This is a genomic window from Nannocystis sp. RBIL2, assembly GCF_026626745.1.
GTDB lineage: Bacteria > Myxococcota_A > Polyangia > Nannocystales > Nannocystaceae > Nannocystis.
Genome location: NZ_JAPNJW010000001.1, coordinates 3,698,090 through 3,722,322, shown reverse-complemented (window position 1 = coordinate 3,722,322; position 24,233 = coordinate 3,698,090). Strand labels below are relative to the sequence as shown.

Below are 24,233 nucleotides of genomic sequence, written 5' to 3'. Positions count from 1 at the left end.
ACATGTCGATACGGGCATGTCGCCGCCGGGCCCCGGCCGCGAGCGGTGTTCCGTGGCGACCGCGGGGCTTCAGCGCGGACGCAGGCCGGCGAGCAGGCGCTCGGCGGTGGCGCGCAGCGGGTCGTCGGGCGCGAGGGAGGCGACCGCGGGGGCGGCCAGGGCCCGCACGCGCTCGCGGTCGCCGCGGGCGGCGAGGGCCTCGGCCAGGGCGAGGCGCAGCGAGGTGACGTCGCGGGCGGAGACCTCGGCCGCCTCGGCGTCGCGCACTGCGGCCTCGAGCGTGGCGACTGCGCGGTCCGGCCGGCGGGCCCGCAGGAGGCACGAGCCGAGCTGCCCGCGGGCCATGATCGCGGCGACGCTGCCCGGGCCCTCGCTCGCGGCCAGCCGGTCGGCCCCGTCCTGGACCCGCTGCAGCCCCTCGTGGACCTGGTCGGCGGCGATCAGCGCCTCGCCGAACGCGAGGTCGAGGGTCGGGAGGTCGAGGTAGTCGGCGCCGAACTTGGCGACCAGCAGCGCGCGGCTCCTGGTGAACGCCGCCAGGGCCTCCTGGTGGCGCCCGAGGGCCGACAGCGACATGCCGGCCGCGCTCCAGGTGATCGCCACGAACTCGTGCTCCGGCCCGAGAGTGCCCAGGAACACCGCGCGCGCCCGCTCGAGCTCGGCCAGGGCCTGGTCGTGCTCGCCGCGGTCCGCGAGCACCTCGGCGAGGTTGACCCGCTTGATCGCCACGTCGGCGTGGTCGTCCCCGAGCAAGGCGCTGTCGATCGCCAGGGCCTCGCTCGCGTAGGTGTGGGCGCGATCGAGGGCGCCGCGCTGCAGCAGCAGCGAGACCGTGTTGACGAGGATCCGCGCGACCGTGGTGCTGTGGTCGCCGTGGCGGGCGCGGGCGCGGGCGAGCAGGTCCTCGTAGATCGCCAGGGCCTCGTCTTCGCGGCCGAGCCGCTCGAGCACCGACGCGATCTGCTCGTCGGCCAGCATCGTCCCGGGGTTGTCGGGCCCGAACTCCGCCAGCTTGATCGCCCGCGCCTTCTGATACTCGGCCAGCGCGCGCTCGAGGTGACCTTGCCTTTCGGCCAGGTTGGCGAGGGTGTAGAGGACGTTCGAGGTCAGCGGGTGGCCGACGCCGAGCAGGCGCTCGAAGTCGGCGAGCACGGCCTGCAGGGTGCTCTCGGCCAGCTCGCCGCCGTCGGTCTGGACCAGGTGGGTGGCCCGGTTGAGGCGGACCCGCAGGCGCTGGATCTCGCTGACGTCGGGCGAGTCGAGCAGCGCGAGCGCGGCGTCGTAGTGGGCGGTCGCTTTGTCGCTCATCGACAGGCGCTGGTAGGCGTAGGCGACCGTGCTGTGGAACAGCACCGCCAGGCGCGGGGTCTCGCGCGCGCGCGCCAGCGCGACCTCGGCGGTGCGGATGAGCGTCGCGGTCACGTCCGGCGAGGCGCCGCGGACGCTGTGCTGCCAGATCGAGGCCAACCAGGCGTCGACCAGCAGGTCGTCGCGGCCGGCGACCGCGGCGGCGGTGGTGGCCTCAGCCAGATGAGTCGTCGCGTTCTCGTGCTGGCCGAGCTCGATCTCGAGGCGCGACACCAGCAGCGCGGTCTCGGCCAGCGCCGGGGCGAAGCCGATCGCCGCCGCGGCGGCGCGGCTGGCCTCGGCGACCACCAGCGCCTCCTTGTCGCGGCCGGCGGCGCGCATCGCCACCGCGCTGGTGCGGCCCTGCTCGGCGGCGGCCAGGCGCGCGCGCGCGTCGGGGTCGGTCGGCAGCGGCACGGCGGCGCCGAGGCGCTCGCGGTCGGAGCAGGGCGCCAGCGGCTCGAGGTTGTCGACGAGGTCGAGCGCGCGCTGCGACGAGCCCGGGTCGAGCGCGAGCAGCTGGTCGACGACCGCGCCGAGGCCGGCGAGCCGGCGGTCGAGGCAGGCGGCGCGCAGGTCGAGCATCGGCTCGCTCTGGTCGCCGACGACCCGCGTCGCCTCGCAGTTGTCGACGGCGACGCGCGTCCACGCCTCGGCGTAGTCGGTCAGCGCCGCGTCGACGCTGCCGGCCAGAGCGGCCGCGTAGGGCTTGCCGGAGGCCAGCAGGGCCGCGTGGACCTCGGCGCGCCGGGCCGCGTCGGCGACCCCGACCACGCGCTCGGGGATCGCTGCGCACGGCTCCTCGCCGCCGAGCGACAGCGAGGCGATGCCGAACCCGCCGGCCAGCGCCGCGGCGATGCCGAGGGCGACGGTGGCGCGTCGCACCTGCCGCGGCCGCACCGTCCGCTCGAGCGCGTGCAGCAGCGCCGGCATGTCGGGCCAGCGGCGCGCCGGGTCGAGCGCGAGGCCGCGGCGCAGGATGGCGAACAACGCCGCGGGCGCCTCGACGTCGCGCGGGGGCGGGCGGATCTGGCCGCTGCGGATGGTCTGCAGCAGCGCATACGGGGTGCGCCCGGCGAACGGTCGCACCCCGGCGAGGCTCTCGTAGAGCGCGACGCAGAAGCTGAACTGGTCGCTCGCCGCGGTCGCCGGCCGGCCCTCGAACTGCTCCGGCGGCATGTAGGCCGGGGTGCCGAGCATCGTCCCGCTGCGCGTCAGCTCGAGGTCGAACGAGCCGCGGGCGACGATCGAGGCCGCGGCGTCGACGACCTCGCTGTCGATGCGCGCCAGGCCGAAGTCGAGCACACGCGCGCGCCCGCGGGCGTCGACGAGGACGTTGCTCGGCTTGAAGTCGCGGTGGACCAGGCCGACCTCGTGGGCGGCGGCCAGGCCCCGACCTGCCTGAAGGAACATGTCGAGGCGGGCCCGCCAGTCGGGCCGCGGGCCCTCGGTCGGGCGGCACCACTGGTCGAGGGTGAGGCCGTCGACCATCTCCATGGCGACGAACAGGAGCCCGTCGCTCTCGCCGACCTCGTGGACGACGACCACGTTGGGGTGGGCGATCCGGGCCATCGCCTGGGCCTCGCGGGCCAGCCGGCGCAGCGCGTGCGGGTCGGCAGTGGCCCCGCGCAGCAGGACCTTGATCGCGACCTTGCGCGCCAGCGCGTCGTCGCGGGCCGCGTAGACCACGCCCATCGCCCCGCTGCCGAGCCGCTCGATCAGGCGGTAGCGGCCGAGGCGCTCGGGCATGCTGCCGATCAGCCGCCGCGCCTCGCTCTCGGCCGGCGACGAGGACGCGGTCTGCTCGTCGACGTCGCCGGCGAGGGTGACCGCGATCGCGGCCGGCGTTTCGCTGTCGGACGTCTCGCTCACGCCGACCTCCGCCCCGGCTGGACCACGATCGGCGGGCCGCGCCGGCGCGGCACCTTGCCGAAGATCGCCGCCGCCGACTTGACCCGCACCGCCTCGCCGACCTCGCGGCACACGCTGCGCAGCACCGGCGGCGCGAGGGCGGCCCCCAGCGCGAAGCCGCCGAGGTGGGAGAACCACGCGAACTGCTGCGCCTCCGAGAAGGCCGCCATCGCCGCCTGGAAGCCGACCCACGCGCCGAGGTAGATCCACGCCGGGATCTTCAGCTGTACGTACACCAGCGGCAGCGTCTGCAGCAGCCGCGCGCGCGGGAAGATCACCAGGTAGGCCCCGCACACCCCGGCAATCGCCCCCGAGGCGCCGATCACCGGCGTGGCCGTCGCGTCGGTCAGGAGCAGCTGCAGCAGGCCGCCGAACAGACCTGCCCCGAAGTACAGGATCAGGAAGCGCCGGCGGCCGAACACGTGCTCGACGTTCTTGCCGAACACGTAGAGGAAGTAGAGGTTGAACAGCAGGTGGAACCAGTCGGCGTGGAAGAAGCCGTGGGTCAGCACCGTGTAGCCGCCGAGCGGCGCGGCGAGCACCTTGCCGGCGACCAGCGCGTACTCGCGGGCGTAGACGAGGCCGAGCACGGAGGCGACGTAGCAGCCGAGGAGGAGGACGCCGAGGCCGAGGACGACCCAGGGGATCCCACGCCGCGGGTTGTCGACCTCGATGGGCAGCTGGGTCAGCACCTGGGCCGCCCACAGCACGCCGCGCTTGGCCAGGGCGACCGCCGGATCTTCCTGGCCGGACGGGGTGGTCGAGCGGGCGAGGGCGTGGCGCTCGTCGCCGTCGAGCCACAGGCCGCGGCAGCGCGGGCAGCGGTCGACCGGGGTCTTGAGCATGCCCGGCAGCAGGTGCTCGTTCATGAAGCCGTGGCCGCGCGGGCACATGCGCCCGGCCGAGCGACCGACCATCGTCTTGAGGAAGGCCGGGTCGACGTCGGCGTCGCCGAGCTGGTCGAGCTCGCCCTGGTCGAGCCACACGCCGAAGCAGATCGGGCATGTATCGAGGGTCAGGTCCCCGGGGACAGGTTCTTCACGGGCGCCGAGCTGACGCCAGCGCCCGTTGCTCGCGCGCCGCAGGTGGACAGCGACCAGCGCGTGCAGGCTGCAGGCCGGACACTGGGCCGACAGCGGGGCGAGGGGCGCCGCCGCGGCAGGCGGAACCTGCGGCCCGGCGTCGCGCGGCAAGTGGGGCGCGAGCAGGTCGGGCGGCCGCAGGCTCGGCGGGCGAGTGGTCGGCGGCAGGTGGGGCGCGAGCAGGTCGGGTGGACCGGCCTGCTGTCCTTTGGGACCTGTCTCGGGAGGCAGGTGAGGCGCGAGCAGGTCGGGCGGACGAGCGGGCCGAGCCGAGGCCGCCGGCCCGAGCCGCATGCCGCTGGCGGAGGCCCCCGGGTCGACGGGGTCTTTCGCAGCTGTCCCATGGGACATGCTCGCGACGACCTGTCCTTTCGAACCTGTCCCTTGCATCACCTGCGACGACGACGCGGCGCCCCCCGCGGCCTCGGCGGACCGCCCGGATCGGGGCCCGGACGGGCCAGGAAGCGAGTGGGCGGGCGACACGGCGGACGCGGAGCCCGCAGCATAGTCGCTCACTGACGGCGCAACCAGGCCAGGATCTGCGGCTCCAGGCCCGGCGCGTCGCCGAGGCCGAGGTCGACGCCGGCGCGGAAGCCGACGTGGCCGCCGGCGACCCACCGCGCGTTGACGTGGCTCGGGAGCTCGCGGAGGTGCGGGGCGACCGTGGCCGCGGGGACCATCGGGTCGCCGGTGGCCGCGACGATCAGGGTCGGGAGCGCGAGCGCGCGCAGCCGCGGGCCGGCGCTCTCGCTGGCGTAGTAGTCGTCGACGCTGCAGAAGCCGTGGCGCGGCACGACCGCCAGGCGGTCCCAGGCGCGGATCGTGGTGACCCCGTGGATGGCCGGCAGCGGCGTGGGCACCGGCCTGCGCGCGGCCACTGCGGCGTAGATCTCGCGCAGGCCGGCCAGCACGTGGGCGCGGTACATGGCGCTGCGCGGCTGGTCGATCGCGGCGCAGCCGGCCGCCAGGTCGAGCGGGGCGCACACGCTGGCGACGGCTCGCACCCGCGGGTCGCTCGGCGCCATCGCCCAGCGCAAGGTCATGTGTCCGCCGAGCGAGAAGCCGATCACGTACACGCGGGCGTAGTCGGCGAGCGCAGGGCTCTGCAGCGCCGCGGTGACGTCGTCGACCAGGCCCGCGTGATAGAAGTCCTCGCCGCTGCGATCGGCGCCGCGGAGCGACAGGCGCAGGCTGTCGAGCCCGGCGGCCGCGGCCGCCCGCGCCGCCTTGATCACGTATGCGCTGTCGATGGCGCCGCCGAGGCCGTGGACGAGGACCACCAGCTCCCGCGCGCCGGGCAGGCGGGCGAGGGCCCCGGTGAGGCGCACCGGGCCGACGCGGCGGTCGTGCAGGGTGGTCGACCACGCCGTCGCCGCCGGCGCCGCGTGGGGCAGCAGGCGATGTCGCAGGTTGGGCCCGATCGTCCAGAGATGTCCGAGCATCGCGACCCGCCGCATAGCACGGGTGTATAGGAGGATCCACACGGGTGCCTCGCGGCGCGCGTCCGAGGGGTGCGACCGCCGGTCGCCGCGCCGTTGACCGCCCCGGCCTCGGCGGCTAGCGTCGCGCCCGTGACAAGCCCTGACCCTTCTGCCCGGCCGCCGCGGCCGGAGACGCAGTGGCGAGGCCCCAGCCTGCGCACCGTGATGATCGGCGTGTTCGCGCTCGGCGGCCTGATGACGTGGCAGATGCACCGCGCCTACGTCCACGGCGAGAAAGTCGTCCAGGCCGCGTTCCCGGTGATGGAAGAGAAGGGCAAGTCGCTCGACGCCGAGGGCTGCATCGACGCCGTGATCGCCTGGCACAAGGAGTGCGACGCGACCGCGGTGATGTGCAACCACGGCGTCAAGCAGGCGATGTACCACTGCCTCAAGAGCCAGGACCGCCAGGAGGGCTGCAAGCAGCTGCCCTCCAGCGAGAGCATGGACGGCAAGTGGGTGTTCCTCACCTGCAAGGAGCGCGGCAGCCAGTGCAAGCGCACCAAGGACTGCGTGTGCGCCGACGCCTATCGCGCCTTCGACAGCTTCTGTCGCACCGACGGAGAGGCGGTCCAGCTGTGAGCCCCGATCCCGCCAGTCCTGAGGAGCATGTCCCTACGGACAGCCCACCGATCCGCCGCAAGCGCCACACGCCGGCGCGCGACCTGTGGGAGCTGACCAAGCCCGGCGTCACCCGCATGTGCGCGCTGACCTCGGCCGGCGCCGCCTGGATGGCGCTGCAGTCGTCCGACGCGCCGTTCCCGGCCGAGACCGCCGCCGACGGTTGGTGCTCGCCGGGCTTCGCCGCCGGGTTCGCCGGCGTGGTCGGGGCCAGCCTCGCGGTCGCGGCCGCCAGCGCGTTCAACATGTGGCTCGAGCGGGCGAGGGACCCGCTGATGCCGCGCACGAAAGACCGCCCGCTGGCCGCGCGGCGCCTGTCCGACGCCACCGGCCTCGGCTTCGCCGCCGCGCTGCTGCTGGCCTCGGTCGTCACTCTCGCGCTGTTCACCAACCCGCTGACCCTGCTGCTCACGCTGTGGGCCACCGTCGGCTACGTGCTGGTGTACACGCCGCTCAAGTACCGCACGCCGCTGGCGCTGCTGATCGGCGCGTTCCCGGGGGCGGCCCCGCCGCTGCTCGGCTGGACCGCGGTGACCGGCCGGCTCGACCTCGGCGGCCTGGCGCTGTTCCTGATCCTGCTCGTGTGGCAGATGCCGCACTTCCTGGCGATCATGCTGTTCCGCCGCCACGAGTACGCGCGCGCCGGCATCCGCTGCGTCTCGGTGGTCCGCGGCGAAAAGGCCGCGCGCGTGCAGGCCTTCTGGTGGTCGGTCGTGCTGCTGCCGATCTCGGTCCTGCCGAGCGTGATCGGCCTCACCGGTCCGCTCTACTGCGCCGTCGCCCTGCTGCTCAGCCTTGGCTTCCTCGGCTGGGCCTGCACCGGGCTGCAGGCCTTCGGCGACCGCGCCAGCGAGCTGCGGTGGGCGCGGCGGTTCTTCTTCGCCTCGCTGATCTACCTGCCGGCGCTGATCGTCGCCCTCGTGCTCGACGTGGTGCTGCGATGAGCGACGGTCCCGAGCAACGCGAGGAGCTGCCTGGCATGGTCGAGGGCGGCTGGCTGCGCCGCAAGTTCATGCAGTACCCGTGGCACTTCGCCACCGTGTTCGGCCTGGTGATCGTCACCGCCATGCGCCCGTGCACCCGCCACGTGCCCGAGCCGCCGCCGGTGCTGTCGCAGCTGCCCGCGTTCTCGTTGGTCGACCAGGACGGCCAGCCGTTCACCGCCGAGTCGCTGCGCGGCAAGGTGTGGGTCGCCGGCCTGATCTTCACCAGCTGCCCGAGCACGTGCCCCAAGATCTCACGGGCCATGCTGAGCCTGCAGGAGCGCTACGTCCAGCACGGCATCGACGACATCAAGCTCGTCAGCTTCTCGGTCGACCCCGAGAACGACACTCCCGCGGTGCTCAAGACCTACGCCGGCCACCTCGGCGCCGACGAGGCCCGCTGGCGCTTCGTCACCGGCCCGCTGGAGGCGATGGAGAAGCTCGTGGTCGGCGGTTTCGCCAGCGCGATGGACAAGACCACCGGTCCGGCGGGCATGATCGACATCGCGCACACCACCAAGCTCGTGCTCGTCGACGGCGACGGCAACATCCGCGGCTACTACGGCAGCGACGACGAGATGGGCCTCGACGAGGTGTTCCACCGCTCGCAGCACGTCCTCCGCGAGATGCGACAGCGGTCTGGCGGCGGCTGCAACCGGTCCCCGTGACGGTGTTCAATTCCGACTCATGACATTGAACATCAAATTCAATACGGCGATTGCGGTCGCTCGATTGCCGGTCCGAGGATTCCTCCTCGCCGCGTCGTGCCTGCTTTGGGCCTGCGAGGCGGGTCCTCCGCCGTTCACCGAGGCGCAGGTGCTGGGCGGCGTCGAGGTTCCGGTGGAGACCCTCAATCACGGGCAGAAGCTCTTCAACCGCTACTGCGCGTCGTGCCACGGCTACGACGGCGGCGGCAAAGGGCCCGCGGCGCGCAACCTCGAGGCGCGAGACTTTCGGGCGGCGCACTTCCTTTATAAGTCGACGCCGGGCGACGAACTGCCGACCGACGGCGACCTCGCCAATACCATCAAGCAGGGCCGGGTCGACAAGGGAATGCCCGCGTGGGGTGGTCTGCGTGACGACGACGTGCGCGCAGTGGTGAGTTACATCAAGACCTTCTCACCGCGTTGGCGCGAGGCCCAGCCGAGTGCGCCCGCACCGACGGCGCCGTGAGCGACGAATCGGCGCCCACCCGGTCCTGCGGCGCAGACACGTGCCGCAGCGCGTATGACCGCCGCAGCGGCACTCGAGAGATCGCGCAGCGGGGCTGTTGTGCCTCCGCACATGTCGCCCGGCGGCGACTCCGACCCGCGATTTGCGAACACCTGTACGCGCTGAGGCGCTGCGTGCTCGACCGTTCCGGACTGAGTCAGGCGGTCGCACGGGTCGTCGGCGCCGAAGCCGTCATTCACGATCCATGCAGACCAGCCGCGAAACTTGCCGGCGCATTCGGGCCCGGGCCCGATCACGAGTGTTGCACTGGCGCCCGCGGTGCTGTTAGGGTGCGCCGCGAAACAAGGGTCCTGGTCGTTTCTCGCTGCTTTCATGTCGCGCCACGAACACGTCCCAGCACGGGGGGTCCCTGCGGCCTCCCTGGACCTTTTAAGAAGAGGGTGATCTGAAGTGCCGGCCATCTTTCCCCGCTGGACCAACAACATCCCGCTCGCCGTCGCTGTGCTCGGCCCCTTCGCGCTCGCCGGCCTCGTTGGCTTCGTCTGGTACTACTTCTCGCCGAAGTACACGGACGTTGGCTACCGCCCGATCCAGCCGGTGCCGTTCAGCCACAAGCTGCACGCTGGCGACATGGGCATGGACTGTCGCTACTGCCACAACACGGTCGAGCGCGCCGCGGTCGCGGCCGTGCCGCCGGCGGCGACGTGCATGAACTGCCACTCGCTGGTGAAGACCGACAGCCCGCGCCTCAAGCTCGTGCGCGACAGCTTCGACAGCGGCGAGACGATCCCGTGGGTGCGCGTCCACCAGCTGCCCGACTTCGCGTTCTTCGACCACCGGCCGCACCTCGCGGCGGGCGTCGGTTGCTCGTCGTGCCACGGTCGCATCGATCAGATGACGATCGTCGAGATGGATCAGCCCTTGTCGATGGGTTGGTGCCTCGACTGTCACCGCAACCCGGAGCCGAACCTGCGGCCCGTCGATCAGATCACGAACATGGCGTGGGACCCCGCCACTGACGGCAAGGCGTACGACGCCGCCAAGGATCCGAAGCGCAAGCGCGACGTCAACCCGCCGGAGCACTGCTCGGGGTGCCACCGCTAACCCGCGGCCAGACAGGTTTTTCGCATGACCAAGTCCACCGACAACCTCAAGGCATACTGGCGCAGCCTCGCGGATCACGACGGCACGCTGGCCCCGCAGCACGACGAGTTCCCGGGCCTCAAGGACGCGAGCGCGCTCGCCAGCGACAGCGGCGCGAACAGCTTCGTGCCGGCGACCTCGCTGGCGCGCCGCAAGTTCATGGGCCTCGTCGGCGCCTCGACGGCGCTGGCCTCGGCCGGGTGCGTGCGCAAGCCGGTCGAGCACATCGTTCCGCTGAGCAAGCGGCCCGAGGACACCATCCCCGGCCAGGCGGTCTACTACGCCACCGCGTACCAGGTCGGCGGCACCGTGCAGGGTCTGCTGGTCGAGTCGCAGGACGGTCGCCCGACCAAGGTCGAGGGCAACCCGCGGCACAGCGGCTCGCTCGGCGCCACCGACTCGTGGGCCCAGGCCAGCGTCATGAGCCTCTACGACCCGGCGCGCTCGCGGACCCCGCTGAAGCGGGCCGGCGAGGGCCAGATCGCCAGCGACTGGGACACCGTCACCGAGGAGCTCGGGGCCAAGTTCAAGGAGCTGCGCGGCAAGCAGGGCGAGGGGCTCGCGGTCGTGCTGCCGACGGTCCTGTCGCCGTCGCTGCGTGAGGCCGTCAAGACCTTCACCACCAACTTCCCCAAGGCCAAGCTGTTCGACGGCGACGTCGTCGGCTCGCGCAACGCGAACGCCGGCGCCGAGCTGCTGTGCGGCGCCGGCACGCGCTTCACCTACCACATCCAGGGCAAGGGCAGCGCGGGCGGCCAGATCACCGCCGCCGGCACGCGCGTCATCTTCTCGGTCGACAGCGACTTCCTGTGCGGCGAGCAGGACAGCGTCCGCCTGCAGCGGGAGTTCGCCGCCGGCCGCGACGTGCACTCGCAGGCCGACGCCGGCAGCATGAACCGGCTCTACGTCGTCGAGCCGCACTTCAGCATCACCGGCGCCCAGGCCGACCACCGCCTGCGCATGCGCGCGAGCCAGGTCGGCGCGGTGCTGGTCGCCCTCGCCAACGAGATCAAGGGCAGCAGCAAGGCGCCGAGCGGCGCCGAGGCGGTGCTCGACGCCCTGCCGGCCGTCACCCTGACCGACGCCGAGCAGAAGTTCGTCAAGGTCCTGGCCAAGGACCTGCTGGCGGCCAAGGACGCGCGTGACGCTCACAGCCTGGTGATCGTCGGCGAGCGTCAGCCCGCGTGGGCCCACGCGCTCGGCCTGCTGATCAACGTCATGCTCGGCAACGTCGGCAGCAGCGTCCGCCTGCGCCACGACGACACCGCGGTGGTCGCCGAGCCGCTCACCGCCCTGGCGGCGGCGCTCGGCGCCGGCATCGACACCGTCCTGGTGGTCGAGTGCAACCCCGCCTACGAGGCGCCCGGCGAGCTCGATCTCGCGGGCAAGCTCAAGGGCGTCACCGTCATCCACCACGGCCTCTACAACGACGAGACCGGCAAGCTGGCCGCGTGGCACCTGCCGGCCACCACGTACTTCGAGGCGTGGGGCGACCTCGAGGCCGCCGACGCCACCATCTCGATCGTCCAGCCGCTGATCGCTCCGCTCCACCAGAGCAAGAGCGCGCTCGAGCTGCTGTCGTGGATCGCCAGCGACGCCGCGGTCGACGGCTACAGCCTCGTCCAGGGTTACTGGCGGAAGGCGCTCGGCGCCATGTGGTCCGACAAGGTCTGGCGCCGCTGGCTGCACGACGGCGTCGTCCACGGCGTCCCGCGCTCGGGCCAGAACCCGATCCCGCGGGAGTACGCCAAGGTCGCCGAGGCGATCAAGGCCGCCGACTTCACCGCGTCCGGCTTCGAGGTCAACTTCCACGTCGACCCCAAGGTCGCCGACGGTCGCTTCAGCAACATCGCGTGGCTGCAGGAGCTGCCGCACCCGATGACCAAGCTGACCTGGGACAACGCGGCCTACGTCAGCATCGGCACCGCGCGCAAGCTCGGCGTCGAGAACTGCGACCTCGTGACCGTGACCGTGGGCGGCAAGTCGGTCCAGATCCCGGTCTGGATCGCCCCGGGCCAGGCCGACGACACCGTCTCGCTCGCGCTCGGCTACGGCCGGCAGAACATCGGCCTCGCCGCCGACGGCGCCGGCGTCGACGTCTACCCGCTGCAGCCCGCCGCGAACCCCTGGTTCGTGCAGGGCGGCACCGTGGCCAAGGCGGGCGGTCAGCGCAAGATCTACTCGACCCAGGACTGGGGCTCGCTGTCGCCGGCGATCGACATGGCGTCGACGCGCGACGACAACGACCCCAAGCTGCTGAACCCGGGCCGCGGCTACCCCGACCGCCCGATCGTGCGCGAGACCACCGTCGAGGACTTCAAGGCCACCGGCCGCGAGTTCGCCGTCAAGGGCGACCTCATGAAGGACGAGCAGCTCGTCTCGCTGTGGGACCACAACACCCACCCCGACTTCGGCGCGCCGGCGATGGTCGGCAAGCAGCAGTGGGGCATGGTCATCGACCTCAACAAGTGCAACGGCTGCAGCGCCTGCGTCGTCGCTTGCCAGGCCGAGAACAACATCCCGGTGGTCGGCCGGGCGCAGGTCGCCAACGGCCGCGAGATGCACTGGATCCGCCTCGACCGCTACTACAGCGGCGCCAAGGAGGACCCGGCCGCGGTCGTGCAGCCGATGCTGTGCCAGCACTGTGAGACCGCCCCGTGCGAGAACGTGTGCCCGGTGGCCGCGACCGCGCACAGCCCCGAGGGCCTCAACGACATGGCGTACAACCGCTGCATCGGCACGCGGTACTGCGCCAACAACTGCCCGTACAAGGTCCGGCGGTTCAACTTCTTCAACTTCAACCGCGACCCGATGAACAGCGACGACGAGAAGTTGCTGTGGATGCAGAAGAACCCGGACGTCACGGTGCGCTTCCGCGGCGTCATCGAGAAGTGCTCGTACTGCGTCCAGCGCATCCAGGAGGCCAAGATCCAGGCCCACGTCGCTGGCGAGGACACCGTCAAGGACGGCGCCATCGTCGTCGCGTGCGAGCAGTCGTGCGCCTCGCAGGCGATCGTGTTCGGCGACGTCGCCGACCCGACCACGCGGGTCGCCCAGCTCCGCACCAACGTCCGTCACTACGGCGTCCTCACCGACCTCAACACGCGGCCGCGCACCACCTACCTCGGCCGGATCCGCAACCCCAACACCGAGCTCGCTCCGTCCGCTCCGGCCCCGGCCGCTGCGCCCGCCGCCGCCGCACCGCACGGTGCCGCCGCCGGCGAGCACAAGGCTGACCACGCCCCGGCGCACTAAGCCCAGGTGACGCACATGGCCAAGTATCAAGACGAACTCGACCCGATCACCGGCCGCATGGAACTCGTCGAAGGTGACCACGTCACCTTCCACGACGTGACGGAGGCCGTCGCGCGGCCGATCGAGATCCCCAGCAGCCGCTGGTGGATCGCGTTCATCCCGTCGGTGATGTTGCTCGGCGTGTACCTCATCTCGATCGCCTACCTGCTCTACATGGGCACCGGCATCTGGGGCCTCAACAACCCGGTGGCGTGGGGTTGGGCGATCGTCAACTTCGTGTTCTGGGTCGGCATCGGCCACGCCGGAACGCTGATCTCGGCGGTTCTGTTCCTGTTCCGCCAGAAGTGGCGCACGTCGATCAACCGCGCCGCGGAGGCGATGACGATCTTCGCCGTCATCTGCGCGCTGCAGTTCCCGACGTTCCACACCGGTCGTCCCTGGTTCATCTACTGGCCGCTGCCGCTGCCGAACCAGATGGACATGTGGCCGAACTTCCGCAGCCCGCTCCTCTGGGACGTGTTCGCGGTCTCGACCTACTTCACGGTCTCGCTGCTGTTCTGGTACGTCGGCCTGATCCCCGACCTGGCGACGATGCGCGACCGGGCCAAGACGCCGATCCGGCGCTTCGCCTACGGGCTGTTCTCGCTCGGCTGGCGCGGGTCCACGCGCCACTGGCTCAACTACGAGAAGGCCTACATGATCCTCGCCGGTCTGAGCACGCCGCTGGTGCTCTCCGTGCACACGATCGTGTCCTTCGACTTCGCGGCCTCGCAGCTGCCCGGCTGGCACACGACGATCTTCCCGCCCTACTTCGTCGCCGGCGCCATCTTCTCCGGCTTCGCGATGGTGCTCACCCTGCTGCTGCCGGTTCGGGCCTGGTTCAAGCTCGAGCACATCATCACGGTCAAGCACCTCGAGAACATGGCGAAGATCATCCTGCTGACGGGCACGATGGTCGGCTACGCGTACGCGATGGAGTTCTTCATCGCCTGGTACTCGGGCAACCCGTACGAGAGCTTCGCGTTCCAGAACCGCCTGTTCGGTGACTACTGGTGGGCCTACTGGATCATGGTCAGCTGCAACGTGATCTCGCCCCAGTTCTTCTGGTTCAAGCGGATCCGGCGCTCGGTCGTGTGGCTGTTCATCCTCTCGATCTTCGTCAACATCGGCATGTGGTTCGAGCGCTTCGTCATCACGGTGACCTCGCTCCACCACGACTTCCTGCCCTCGAGCTGGGACTACTACTCGCCGACGGTGTGGGACGTGTCGACCCTGGTCGGCAGCTTCGGCCTCTTCTTCACCCTGTTCTGCCTGTTCGTCCGCTACCTCCCGACCGTCGCCATCGGCGAGGTCAAGAGCGTGATGGCGATCGCCAACCCGCACCACCACGGTGATTCGCACGGGGAGCACCACTGAGCCATGAGTAAGCCCATCAAGAAGAAGACCTACGGCTTGCTCGCCGAGTACGACTCGGCCCGGGCCGTCTACCACGCGTGCGAGCAGGTCCGGGACGCCGGCTACAAGGTGTGGGACTCGCACACGCCGTTCGCGGTGCACAACCTCGACAAGGCCATGGGCCTCGGGCCGAGCGTGCTGCCGTGGATCGTGTTCGCCATGGGCATGACCGGCGCCACGCTGGCGATGCTGCTGCAGTACTGGACCTCGGCGATCGACTACCCGATCATCATCGCCGGCAAGCCGTACTTCAGCTGGCAGGCCTTCGTGCCGGTGACGTTCGAGCTCGGCGTGCTGTTCTCGGCGTTCGGCGCGGTGTTCGGCATGCTGGGCTTGAACCGGCTGCCCATGTGGTACCACTCGCTGTTCAACAGCGAGCGGTTCCTGCGCCACACGGACGACAAGTTCTTCATCGCCATCGAGGCGCGCGACCCCAAGTACGACCCGCAGAAGACCCGCGAGCTGCTCGAGCGCACCGGCGCCGCGCACATCGAGGAGGTCGAGGACTGACATGGCACGCACGAACCAGATCCAGGCCATCGCCCTCTGCCTCGGCACGCTCGGCGCCCTCGCCGGCTGTCAGGGCAACCGGTCCGAGCTGCCGCCGGTCCACCTCATCAACCAGATGGACTTCCAGCAGCGCTTCGACGCTCAGGAAGTCAACGACTTCTTCAAGGACGTCGACTGCGCCAAGGCCCACAACCCGCATCAGTGCGAGGGCAGGGCGGCGCGTCTGCCGGTGGCCGGCACCGTGGCCGTCGGGCAGCTGCACGACGACGAGGAGCTTTATCGCGGTCGCGGGCCCGACAACCGCCTGCTCGACCGGCTCCCGGCGGCGATCAAGCTCAGCACCGAGCTGATGGCCCGCGGCGAGGAGCGCTACAACATCTACTGCCAGCCCTGCCACGACTACACGGGCGGGGGCCAGGGCGTGGCCACCCTGCGCGGCGGCGGCTTCAGCGTCGCGCCGAAGAACCTCAATGACCCGCAGATCCGGGCCATGCCGCTCGGCCACTTCTTCGACGTCATCACCAACGGCAAGGGCACGATGATGCCCTACGCCGCCCAGATCCCGGCGCAGGACCGCTGGGCGATCGCGGTGTGGGTCCGCACGCTGCAGGTCGCGCGCACGCCCGAGGAGGCCAAGTAGCCATGAGCCACGCTCACGACAAGCCGTTCGTTCTCCCGGCCGACCAGATCCACATCCCGGCCGGTTCGATGTGGCGCAAGATGCCGATCATCGGCCTCCTGCTCGGCGCCGGCGGCCTCGGCGGCGCCTGGGCGACCTCGCACGGCGACAGCCACGCGTTCTGGTACGCCTACCTGGTCGCCTACATGGTCTTCCTGGCCATCGCCCTGGGTGGTCTGTTCTTCGTCATCGTCCAGCACCTGGTCCGCGCCGGCTGGTCGATCGCGGTCCGCCGGATCGCCGAGAACGCCATGATCACCCTGCCGGTGATGGTCCTCCTCGGCCTGCCGATCATCTTCCTCGGCGCCCACGACCTCTATCACTGGATGGACGTCGCCGCGGTCGAGCATGACGTCATGCTCAACGCGAAGAAGAGCTACCTCAACGAGACGTCCTTCCTGATCCGGATGGGCGTGTACTTCCTGGTCTGGACCGGCCTGTCCGTGTTCTTCTACGCGAAGAGCACCGGCTCGGACGGCAACCCCGAGGCCGGCATCCGCGCCGCGCACTCGATGCGGTTCTGGGCCGCGCCGGCGGTCGCCCTGTTCGCGCTGTCGCTGACCTTCGCGGCGTTCGACCTGCTGATGTCGCTCGACCCGCACTGGTTCTCGACGATGTTCGGCGTCTACTACTTCGCCGGCAGCGCGCTCTCGATCTTCTCGTTCATCAGCCTGACGGTGGTCCTGCTGCACAAGTCGGGCTACCTGCGCGGCGTGGTGACGACCGAGCACTATCACGACCTCGGCAAGTTCCTGTTCGGCTTCACGGTGTTCTACACGTACATCGCGTTCAGCCAGTACTTCCTGATCTGGTACGCGAACATCCCGGAAGAGACGATGTGGTTCGGTTACCGCATCGCCGACGACTTCCTGCCGCTGACCTTCCTGCTGGCAGGCGGGCGCTTCTTCATCCCGTTCTTCTTCCTGCTGCGCCGCGGGGTCAAGCGCAACGCGTTCACGCTGACGCTGGCCGCGGTGTGGATCCTGTTCATGCAGGTCGTCGACATGTACTGGCTGGTCCAGCCGGTGCTGGCGCATCACCACGCGCTGGAGAGCGCTGACCACGTGATGCACCTGCACATCGGCCCGGTCGACTTCCTGGCGCTGCTCGGTGTGGCGGGCGTGTTCATCGCTGGCTTCACCTGGGCGCTCGGCCGCAAGGCCCTGGTCCCCACCGGCGACCCGCGGATCGAGGAATCGGTCCGGTTCGAGAACTTCTGAGCGGAGCGGAGGCAGTCATGACCGAGCATCATAACGATTCGCACGGCGCCCACGGCGGCGGTCACGGACACGGTGGCGGCCACGAGCTCGACGCGCCGCCGACCCGCGAGCTGTTCAACATCGTCTGGGGCCTCGGCGCGCTGACGCTGCTGTCGCTGATCACCTGCGTGCAGCTGTTCAACGACCAGGCCCGCGACCTCAACGCCGAGCGCGGCAAGGAGGGCTCGACCCTCCTGGCCGACTACCGCAAGGGCATGGAGACCCGGACCCGCGGCGCGGGCGACGACGTCCTGACCGACGCGACCGGCAAGGTCGTCGGGCGCTACAGCTACATCCCGCTGGCCTCGGCCCGCGACCTGATCCTCGCCAAGCCGGAGAAGCTCGGCGCGTTCGCGCCGCCGTCGGGGTGGATCCACCCCGACGACGTCGCCACGGGCGGGCAAAAGGCCGCCGCGCCGACGCCGGCCGCGCCCGAGGGCGCTGCGGTCGAGGGCACGGCGCCGGTGGTCCCCGGTGCCGAGGGCACCGCGCCCGCGGACGGCACTGCGCCTGCTGGTGCCCCCGCTGACGGCACCGCGCCCGCGGGCACGCCGACCGACGGCGCCGCCGCCAAGCCGGCCGAGGGCACTGCGCCCGCGACCGACGGCGCCGCCGCCAAGCCGGCCGAGGGCACCCCGCCGGCCGCGCTGCCGCCGGGCACCAAGGACGAGGCCATGCCGATCAACGCCGACAAGGGTCAGTCCGAGAGCACCAAGCCGGTCCCGGGCGGCACGCCCGAGCCGGTCGGCGCCAAGTCCAACCCGGGTGCGACCGCGCCCGTGCCTGCGCCCGCGCACTGAGAAGCTCGTCGCCATGTCTTGCCGGATCCCCGCAATCTGCCTCGCCGCTGCTCTGGCCTTCGGGTCGGCCGCCGGCGTGCGCGCTGCGCCGAGCGACGCGCAGCCGGCGGGGAGCAACCAGGTCCTGGCGCCGGCGATGACCGCGATCGACGTCGACGAGCATCTCGGTCTCGACGTCGACCGCAGCTTGAGCTTCGTCGACCACACCGGCAAGCGCGTCACCCTCGGCGACTACCTCGACGGCAAGCGCCCGGTGCTGGTGACGATGAACTACTTCCGCTGTCCGGTGCTGTGCAACGTGCAGCTCAACGAGCTGACCGACGCGCTGCACAAGCTCGAATGGACGCCGGGGGACGAGCACTTCCGGGTGGTCACCGTCAGCATCGACCCGCGCGAGACGCCGGAGCTCGCGGGGCCGAAGCGGCAGAACCACCTGAACTCGCTGGGCCGGGGCGACGACGTCGACTGGGCCTTCCTCACCGGCGATGCCCTGAACGTCCGCCTGCTCGCGGCCCAGCTCGGGATTTCGTACACGTACGACCCGGAGCAGGACCAGTACGCGCACCCGGCGGTGATCGCGTTCCTGTCCCCCGAGGGCAAGATCGCCCGCTACGTCTACGGCCTGTCGTACAACCCCAGCGACCTGAAGTTCGGCCTCATCGAGGCTGGCGAGGGTCGCGTGGGCAGCACCATCGACCGGCTGATCCTCAGCTGCTTTCACTACGATGCGACCCTCGGTCGCTACGGCCCGTTTGCGTTCGGTCTCATGCGCATCGCGGGCGCCGTGACTGTGTTATTGATCGGAACAACCCTGCTCGTGTACTGGCGGCGCGAACGCCGGGCCACGGCCTGACAGGGACCTGCGGAGGAAAACCGTGCTCTTCTCGCTCTTGATCGCCCCCGCCGCCGCGGAAGCAGCGTTGCCGCCCTCGAACCCGGGCACGCCGCCGATGTCGGACTCCCCGTGGAGCCTCCTGCCGGCGGCTTCGGCCAACGCCGAGGCGCTCGACACGCTCTACATCTTCTTCTGGATCCTCTGCGGCATCGCCTTCGTCGGCATGATCGGGGTCCAGGCGTACTTCATGTGGAAGTACAAGAAGCCCGCCCATGGCCACGCCAAGACCTCGCCGCTGACCCACAACGGCAAGCTCGAGTTCATCTGGAGCGCCATCCCGACGTTCTTCTTCGTGATCCTCTTCGCCTGGGGCGAGATCGAGTACATGAAGCAGGCGACGCCGCCGGCGGACGCGATGGACGTGCGGGTCACCGGGCAGAAGTGGTCGTGGACGATCGAGTACCCCGAGGTGAAGGGCTGCTCGCTGACGAACGACCTCTACGTCCCGGTCGGCAAGCCGATGCGCCTGACGATGACCTCGGTCGACGTCATCCACTCGTTCTACCTGCCGGCGTTCCGCCTGAAGAAGGACGTGGTCCCGGGGCGTTACACGGTGCTCTGGTTCGAGGCGACCAAGCCGGGCCTGTATCCGCTGATGTGCACCGAGTACTGCGGTGACGAGCACTCGAGCATGGTCGGCCGCGTCCACGTCGTCGCGGCGGAGGAGTACGACGCGGTGCTGGCCAAGGCCTGCGAGCTCAAGCAGGGCGACGCCGAGTCGGCCGAGGACTTCGGCGCCCGCGTCGTCACCCGTGGCGGCTGCGCCAGCTGCCACACCACGGACGGCACCGTGAAGACCGGCCCGAGCTTCAAGGGTCTGTTCGGCAAGAGCGAGACCCTGGCCGACGGCACCACGATCACCGTCGACGAGAACTACATCCGCGAGTCGATCCTCGAGCCCAACGCGAAGATCGTGTCCGGCTTCAGCCCGCAGATGCCCAGCTTCGCCGGGCGCTTCGACGACAAGCAGATCGCCGCGCTCATCGCCTACATCAAGGCCCAGAAGTAACGCTTCGCCCGCGGCACTCCACGGAGTCTTCCCATGTCCACTGCTGTCCAGTCGCAAGACCCACACCCCGCCGTCGAGCCGAGCTACTTGGTGTCGAAGCGGGGCCTGATGTCCTGGCTCGTCACCGTCGACCACAAGCGGCTCGGCCTGATGTACCTGGCGTCGGTCATGTTCTTCTTCCTGATCGCCGGCATCCTGGCGATCGCCCTGCGTACCGAGCTGTTCACGCCGGACCAGGACTTCATGAGCGCCCAGACCTACAACCAGGTCTTCACGCTGCACGGCGCGATCATGGTGTTCCTGTTCATCATCCCGAGCGTACCGGCGGCGCTGGGGAACTTCTTCTTGCCGCTGATGCTCGGCGCCAAGGACGTGGCGTTCCCGCGGCTCAACCTGCTGAGCTTCTACGTCTACTCGGTCGCGGCGGTGTTCCTGATCGTCGCCATCCTGACGAGCGGTCTCGACACGGGGTGGACGTTCTACACGCCGTATTCGACGAGTACGGGGACGGCGGTGATCACCGCGACGGCAGGCGTGTTCATCGCCGGCTTCTCGTCGATCCTCACCGGCCTGAACTTCGTCGTCACGGTGCACAAGATGCGCGCGCCGGGCATGAACTGGAACCGGATGCCGCTGTTCGTGTGGGCGATCTACTCGACCGCGGTCATCCAGGTGCTGGCGACGCCGGTGCTGGCGATCACGCTGCTGCTGCTCATCATCGAGCGGTCGCTCGGGATCGGCATCTTCGACCCGGCGATGGGCGGCGACCCGGTGCTGTTCCAGCACTTCTTCTGGTTCTACAGCCACCCGGCCGTCTACATCATGATCCTCCCGGGCTTCGGCATCATCTCGGAGATCATCACGGTCCACAGCCGCAAGCACATCTTCGGCTACAAGGCCATCGCGCTGTCCTCGGTCGCCATCGCCGTCATCTCCTTCGTCGTGTGGGGCCACCACCTGTTCGTCTCGGGTCAGTCCGAGCTGGCGGGCGTGCTGTTCAGCTTCCTGACCTTCGCCGTCGGCGTGCCGACCGCCATCAAGGTGTTCTCGTGGGTGGCGACGCTGTACGGCGGCAGCATCCAGTACAACACCGCCTGCTGGTACGGCATGGCGTTCCTGTGGACCTTCACGGTCGGCGGCCTGACCGGCCTGCCGCTGTCGACCCTGGCGATCGACGTTCACCTCCACGACACCTACTTCGTGGTCGCGCACTTCCACTACGTCATGGTCGGCGGCACCGTCGTCGCCTTCATCGGCGGCCTGCACCACTGGTGGCCGAAGATGACCGGCCGGATGTTCAACGAGACGGCCGGCAAGTGGGGCTGCCTCCTGGTGTTCATCGGCTTCAACGTCACCTTCATGACCCAGTTCTTCCTGGGCCACCAGGGCATGCCGCGGCGCTACTACGCCTACCTGCCCGAGTACCAGGTGATGCACCAGGTCTCGACGATCGGCTCGTACATCCTCGCGGTCGGCCTGCTGTGGACCCTGATCTACCTGATGCACTCGCTGTGGAAGGGCGAGAAGGCCCCGTCGAACCCGTGGGGCGCCGTGACCCTCGAGTGGCAGACCCAGAGCCCGCCGATCGAGCACAACTTCCACGAGACGCCGCACATCCATGGCAGCCCCTACGACTTCCCCGAGATCGACAAGTCGGCCGGCGCCCTCCATCACTGATTCCTCCACGCCAGTTCCCCGGGGTAACGCAGCCATGAGCAACGAACACGCCCACGCGCCCGCCCACGACGACGACGAGCACAACCCGCACCTGGCCCATCACTTCGACACGATGGGCCAGCAGACGGCCTCGGCGAAGCTCGGGATGTGGCTCTTCCTGGCCACCGAGATCCTGATGTTCTCGGGCCTGTTCCTCGCCTACTTCATCCTCCGGATGCTCTACCCGGAGATGGTGCTCGAGGCGCACGAGCACCTCAGCAAGTGGGCCGGCGGCATCAACACGGTGGTCCTTCTGACCTCGTCGTACACGATGGCCCTCGGGGTCCGCTCGATCCAGCTCGGCGACGTCAAGAAGCTGCGCCTGATGCTCGTGCTGACCATCCTGTGCGGCTGCATCTTCATGGTGGTCAAGTACTTCGAGTACAGCGCCAAGTTCGAGCACGGCATGCTGCCGGGCAAGTTCTACTCGGCGCACCTCCACGGCTACGAGATCGACGGGCTGCCGCACATCTTCTTCGGCGTCTACTTCCTGATGACCGGCCTCCACGGCGTCCACGTCGTGATCGGCCTCGCCATCATGCTGTGGATGTTCGTCCGCGCCGGCCGCGGCGAGTTCGGCGCCAAGAACTACGTGGCGATCGAGAACACCGGTCTCTACTGGCACCTCGTCGACCTGGTCTGGATCTTCCTCTTCCCGCTCCTCTACCTGGTCAAGTGACCCTCGCCCGGAGTTGATTGTCATGGCAAAGGTCTTCCTCAACGGTCAGCCGGTCGAGCATCCGCACGAGGTCCACGAGCACATCTCGCCGATGAGCACGTACAACGGCGTCATCGGCGCCCTGTTCGTCCTCACCGGCCTGACCTTCGCGGTCTCGTTCGCCGACCTCGGCCCCGCCAGCCTCACGGTGGCGATGGTCGTCGCCTTCATCAAGGCGACGCTGGTCGTCGCCTACTTCATGCACCTGAAGTACGACGACAAGTTCCACCTGTTCGTCTTCCTCGGGACCATCATCTTCGTCGGCATCTTCTTCGGCTTCACCATGTTCGACATGAAGAGCCGCGACGCCCTCAACGACGAGCAGGAGACGTTCGTCCGCTGGAAGGAGCAGGAGAACGCCGGCAAGGGCCTCGTCGTCGGCGTCGACAACGTGCCCGAGCGGCGCGCCAAGGTCCTCGCCGAGATCGAAGCCCACGGCGGCGGTCACGGCGGCGGCGAGCACGGCGGTGGCCATGGTGGCGGCGAGCACAAGGCCGAGGCCAAGGCCGAGCACAAGGCCGCGGCGCACTGAGAGTCATCACGAGCCCGGCTCGCGCCCCGCGCGAGACGACGCGAATCCGGCCACGAGCCGCCCGAACGAGGGCCGCTACGTGGCCGGGCTCGCTTTCTGGCGCCGCCGGGCGCTCGTCGCGCCTGTGGTAACATGAAGCGACGCAGCAGGTGGTTCGCGCATGACCCTGGTTCAACTCCGCACCGCGCGGCCGCCGTCCGCGGTCGGGGAGCCTTCGCTGCCGGGGGGCCCGCTGGTCGACCCGCAGGCGCGGCGGATCCGCTACTTGCGCGTCTCGCTGACCGACCGGTGCAACTACCGCTGCACCTACTGCATGCCCGAGGAGGGCATCGACCGCATCGCCCGCGCCGACCTGCTCACGCTCGAGGAGGTCGCGACGATCGTGCAGGTCTTCGCGGAGCTCGGCGTCGAGCGCGTGCGCCTCACCGGCGGTGAGCCGACGGTCCGCCGCGGCTTCGTCGAGCTGGTCGCGGCGCTGGCGGCGATCCCGATCGACGTCGTCCTCACCACCAACGGCGCGCGCCTGGCCGAGGTGGCCGCGCCGCTGCGCCAGGCCGGCCTGCGGGGCCTCACCGTCAGCCTCGACAGCCTCGACCCGGCGCGCTTCGCCGCCATCACCCGCCGCGGCGTGCTCGCCGAGGTGCTGGCCGGCCTCGACGCCGCGCGCGACGTTGGCTTCTCGGCGATCAAGATCAACACCGTGGCGATCCGCGGCTTCAACGACCACGAGCTCGGCGAGCTGGCGCTGTGGGCGTGGGAGCGCGGCCACGTGCCGCGCTTCATCGAGGTCATGCCGATGTCCGCGGGCCGCCTGTACGTGCCCGGCGAGCTGATGCCGGCTGCGGAGATCCGCGAACGCATCGCCGTCGCGGCCGGGGCGCCGCTCGTGAGCGACAGCGGCGAGGGCGTGCGCGGCCTCGGCCCTGCGACCTATTGGCGCGTCGCCTCGGGCCCTCACGCAGGCCGCCGCGTCGGCGTCATCGCCCCCATGACCGAGAACTTCTGCGCCTCTTGCAACCGTCTGCGGCTGTCTGCCGCAGGGTCGCTCCACAATTGTCTCGCCCGCGACGACGCCGGCGATCTACGCTCGGTCCTGCGATCCGCCGGCCCGGTCGCCCTCGCGGCGCGCGTACGCGCGGTCCTCGGGTACAAGCAGTCGGGTCACACTTTCGCCCTGGATGGCCATGGAGGCCCGGACAAGGCGATGATCAGCATCGGAGGCTAACCCCGTCATGGCGCTCCCCGTCTCGTCCAAGGTCTTCATCGGTCTCTTCGTCGGCGGCGCGGTGTTCTACCTCGTCAGCACCAGCAGCGGCGAGGGCGTGCTCGACTACATCTTCGTCGACAAGGTCATCGACAACCCGGCGATGTACTCCGGCCGCATGATCAAGGTCCACGGCACCGTGGTGCCCGGCACCGTCAAGCAGAAGAAGGGCGAGGCCGGCGACTACACCTTCGACATCGAGCGCGAGGGCCGGCGCATGCCGGTCCACTTCACCAGCATGGTGCCCGACACCTTCGCCGAGGGCGGCGAGGTCATCCTGACCGGCGAGCTGCAGGACGGCCGCTTCGAGTCGGAGGAGATGGCCGCCAAGTGCCCCTCGAAGTACGAGGAGCGGCCCTCGGCCGACCCGAGCAAGAACGGTCGCTGACCGGTCCGAAGGAGC

At 70.1% G+C, this 24,233-nt stretch carries 21 protein-coding genes; 18 read left to right on the top strand and 3 right to left on the bottom strand.

Annotated elements, in window-relative coordinates; translation table 11 throughout:
- Positions 1-69: 69 nt before the first annotated feature.
- The 3 genes from OV090_RS14565 to OV090_RS14555 all read right to left on the bottom strand — a co-directional run bounded on the left by OV090_RS14565 (position 70) and on the right by OV090_RS14555 (position 5,782).
- Entirely contained in the window at positions 70-3,219 is a 3,150-nt protein-coding gene (locus OV090_RS14565; RefSeq protein WP_267704234.1) for a serine/threonine-protein kinase, read from the bottom strand.
- Positions 3,216-4,691, bottom strand: a complete 1,476-nt coding sequence (locus OV090_RS14560) for a rhomboid family intramembrane serine protease (protein ID WP_267704233.1) — start codon at positions 4,689-4,691, stop codon at positions 3,216-3,218. Before OV090_RS14560 ends, OV090_RS14565 begins: the two co-directional genes overlap by 4 nt.
- A 161-nt stretch (positions 4,692-4,852) precedes the next feature.
- Positions 4,853-5,782, bottom strand: a complete 930-nt coding sequence (locus tag OV090_RS14555; protein WP_267704232.1) for an alpha/beta fold hydrolase — start codon at positions 5,780-5,782, stop codon at positions 4,853-4,855.
- A 129-nt stretch (positions 5,783-5,911) separates the two neighbouring features.
- On the opposite strand from OV090_RS14555, the gene OV090_RS14550 reads away from it, so the two are divergent.
- The 18 genes from OV090_RS14550 to OV090_RS14465 all read left to right on the top strand — a co-directional run bounded on the left by OV090_RS14550 (position 5,912) and on the right by OV090_RS14465 (position 24,218).
- The gene (locus OV090_RS14550; protein ID WP_267704231.1) at positions 5,912-6,400 is read left to right on the top strand and encodes a hypothetical protein; all 489 of its coding nucleotides are present in this window, start codon (positions 5,912-5,914) and stop codon (positions 6,398-6,400) included.
- Positions 6,397-7,383, top strand: a complete 987-nt coding sequence (cyoE, locus tag OV090_RS14545; RefSeq protein WP_267704230.1) for a heme o synthase — start codon at positions 6,397-6,399, stop codon at positions 7,381-7,383. Before OV090_RS14550 ends, cyoE begins: the two co-directional genes overlap by 4 nt.
- Positions 7,380-8,090: an SCO family protein gene (locus tag OV090_RS14540; protein ID WP_267704229.1), complete on the top strand. Its 711-nt coding sequence runs from the start codon at positions 7,380-7,382 to the stop codon at positions 8,088-8,090. The genes cyoE and OV090_RS14540 overlap by 4 nt, the downstream gene beginning before the upstream one ends.
- A 19-nt stretch (positions 8,091-8,109) precedes the next feature.
- The gene (locus OV090_RS14535) at positions 8,110-8,595 is read left to right on the top strand and encodes a cytochrome c (RefSeq protein WP_267704228.1); all 486 of its coding nucleotides are present in this window, start codon (positions 8,110-8,112) and stop codon (positions 8,593-8,595) included.
- Between the two features lie 450 nt (positions 8,596-9,045).
- Positions 9,046-9,699, top strand: coding sequence for a cytochrome c3 family protein (locus OV090_RS50660; protein ID WP_267704227.1), 654 nt, complete (start codon positions 9,046-9,048; stop codon positions 9,697-9,699).
- A 24-nt stretch (positions 9,700-9,723) separates the two neighbouring features.
- Positions 9,724-12,993, top strand: coding sequence for a 4Fe-4S dicluster domain-containing protein (locus tag OV090_RS14525; protein ID WP_267704226.1), 3,270 nt, complete (start codon positions 9,724-9,726; stop codon positions 12,991-12,993).
- Positions 12,994-13,008: 15 nt separating this feature from the next.
- Positions 13,009-14,409, top strand: a complete 1,401-nt coding sequence (nrfD, locus tag OV090_RS14520) for an NrfD/PsrC family molybdoenzyme membrane anchor subunit (RefSeq protein ID WP_276600966.1) — start codon at positions 13,009-13,011, stop codon at positions 14,407-14,409.
- A gap of 3 nt (positions 14,410-14,412) precedes the next feature.
- Positions 14,413-14,958, top strand: coding sequence for a DUF3341 domain-containing protein (locus OV090_RS14515; protein ID WP_267704225.1), 546 nt, complete (start codon positions 14,413-14,415; stop codon positions 14,956-14,958).
- A 1-nt stretch (position 14,959) separates the two neighbouring features.
- Positions 14,960-15,598: a cytochrome c gene (locus OV090_RS14510; RefSeq protein WP_267704224.1), complete on the top strand. Its 639-nt coding sequence runs from the start codon at positions 14,960-14,962 to the stop codon at positions 15,596-15,598.
- A gap of 2 nt (positions 15,599-15,600) precedes the next feature.
- The gene (locus OV090_RS14505) at positions 15,601-16,857 is read left to right on the top strand and encodes a hypothetical protein (protein ID WP_267704223.1); all 1,257 of its coding nucleotides are present in this window, start codon (positions 15,601-15,603) and stop codon (positions 16,855-16,857) included.
- Between the two features lie 17 nt (positions 16,858-16,874).
- Positions 16,875-17,696, top strand: a complete 822-nt coding sequence (locus OV090_RS14500) for a hypothetical protein (protein WP_267704222.1) — start codon at positions 16,875-16,877, stop codon at positions 17,694-17,696.
- A 13-nt stretch (positions 17,697-17,709) separates the two neighbouring features.
- Entirely contained in the window at positions 17,710-18,549 is an 840-nt protein-coding gene (locus OV090_RS14495; RefSeq protein ID WP_267704221.1) for an SCO family protein, read from the top strand.
- 22 nt (positions 18,550-18,571) lie between these two features.
- On the top strand, positions 18,572-19,600 hold the full coding sequence (coxB, locus tag OV090_RS14490; RefSeq protein WP_267704220.1) for a cytochrome c oxidase subunit II: 1,029 nt from the start codon (positions 18,572-18,574) through the stop codon (positions 19,598-19,600).
- A gap of 33 nt (positions 19,601-19,633) precedes the next feature.
- Positions 19,634-21,277, top strand: a complete 1,644-nt coding sequence (gene ctaD / locus OV090_RS14485; RefSeq protein WP_267704219.1) for a cytochrome c oxidase subunit I — start codon at positions 19,634-19,636, stop codon at positions 21,275-21,277.
- A gap of 34 nt (positions 21,278-21,311) precedes the next feature.
- Positions 21,312-21,995 carry a cytochrome c oxidase subunit 3 family protein gene (locus OV090_RS14480; RefSeq protein WP_267704218.1) on the top strand — a complete coding sequence of 228 codons (684 nt, stop codon included), beginning with the start codon at positions 21,312-21,314 and terminating at the stop codon, positions 21,993-21,995.
- Positions 21,996-22,017: 22 nt separating this feature from the next.
- A complete protein-coding gene (locus OV090_RS14475; RefSeq protein WP_267704217.1) occupies positions 22,018-22,566 on the top strand; it encodes a cytochrome C oxidase subunit IV family protein in 549 nt (182 codons plus the stop codon).
- A 160-nt stretch (positions 22,567-22,726) separates the two neighbouring features.
- Positions 22,727-23,791, top strand: coding sequence for a GTP 3',8-cyclase MoaA (gene moaA / locus OV090_RS14470; RefSeq protein WP_267704216.1), 1,065 nt, complete (start codon positions 22,727-22,729; stop codon positions 23,789-23,791).
- A gap of 7 nt (positions 23,792-23,798) precedes the next feature.
- Positions 23,799-24,218 carry a cytochrome c maturation protein CcmE gene (locus OV090_RS14465; protein ID WP_267704215.1) on the top strand — a complete coding sequence of 140 codons (420 nt, stop codon included), beginning with the start codon at positions 23,799-23,801 and terminating at the stop codon, positions 24,216-24,218.
- Positions 24,219-24,233: the final 15 nt, after the last annotated feature.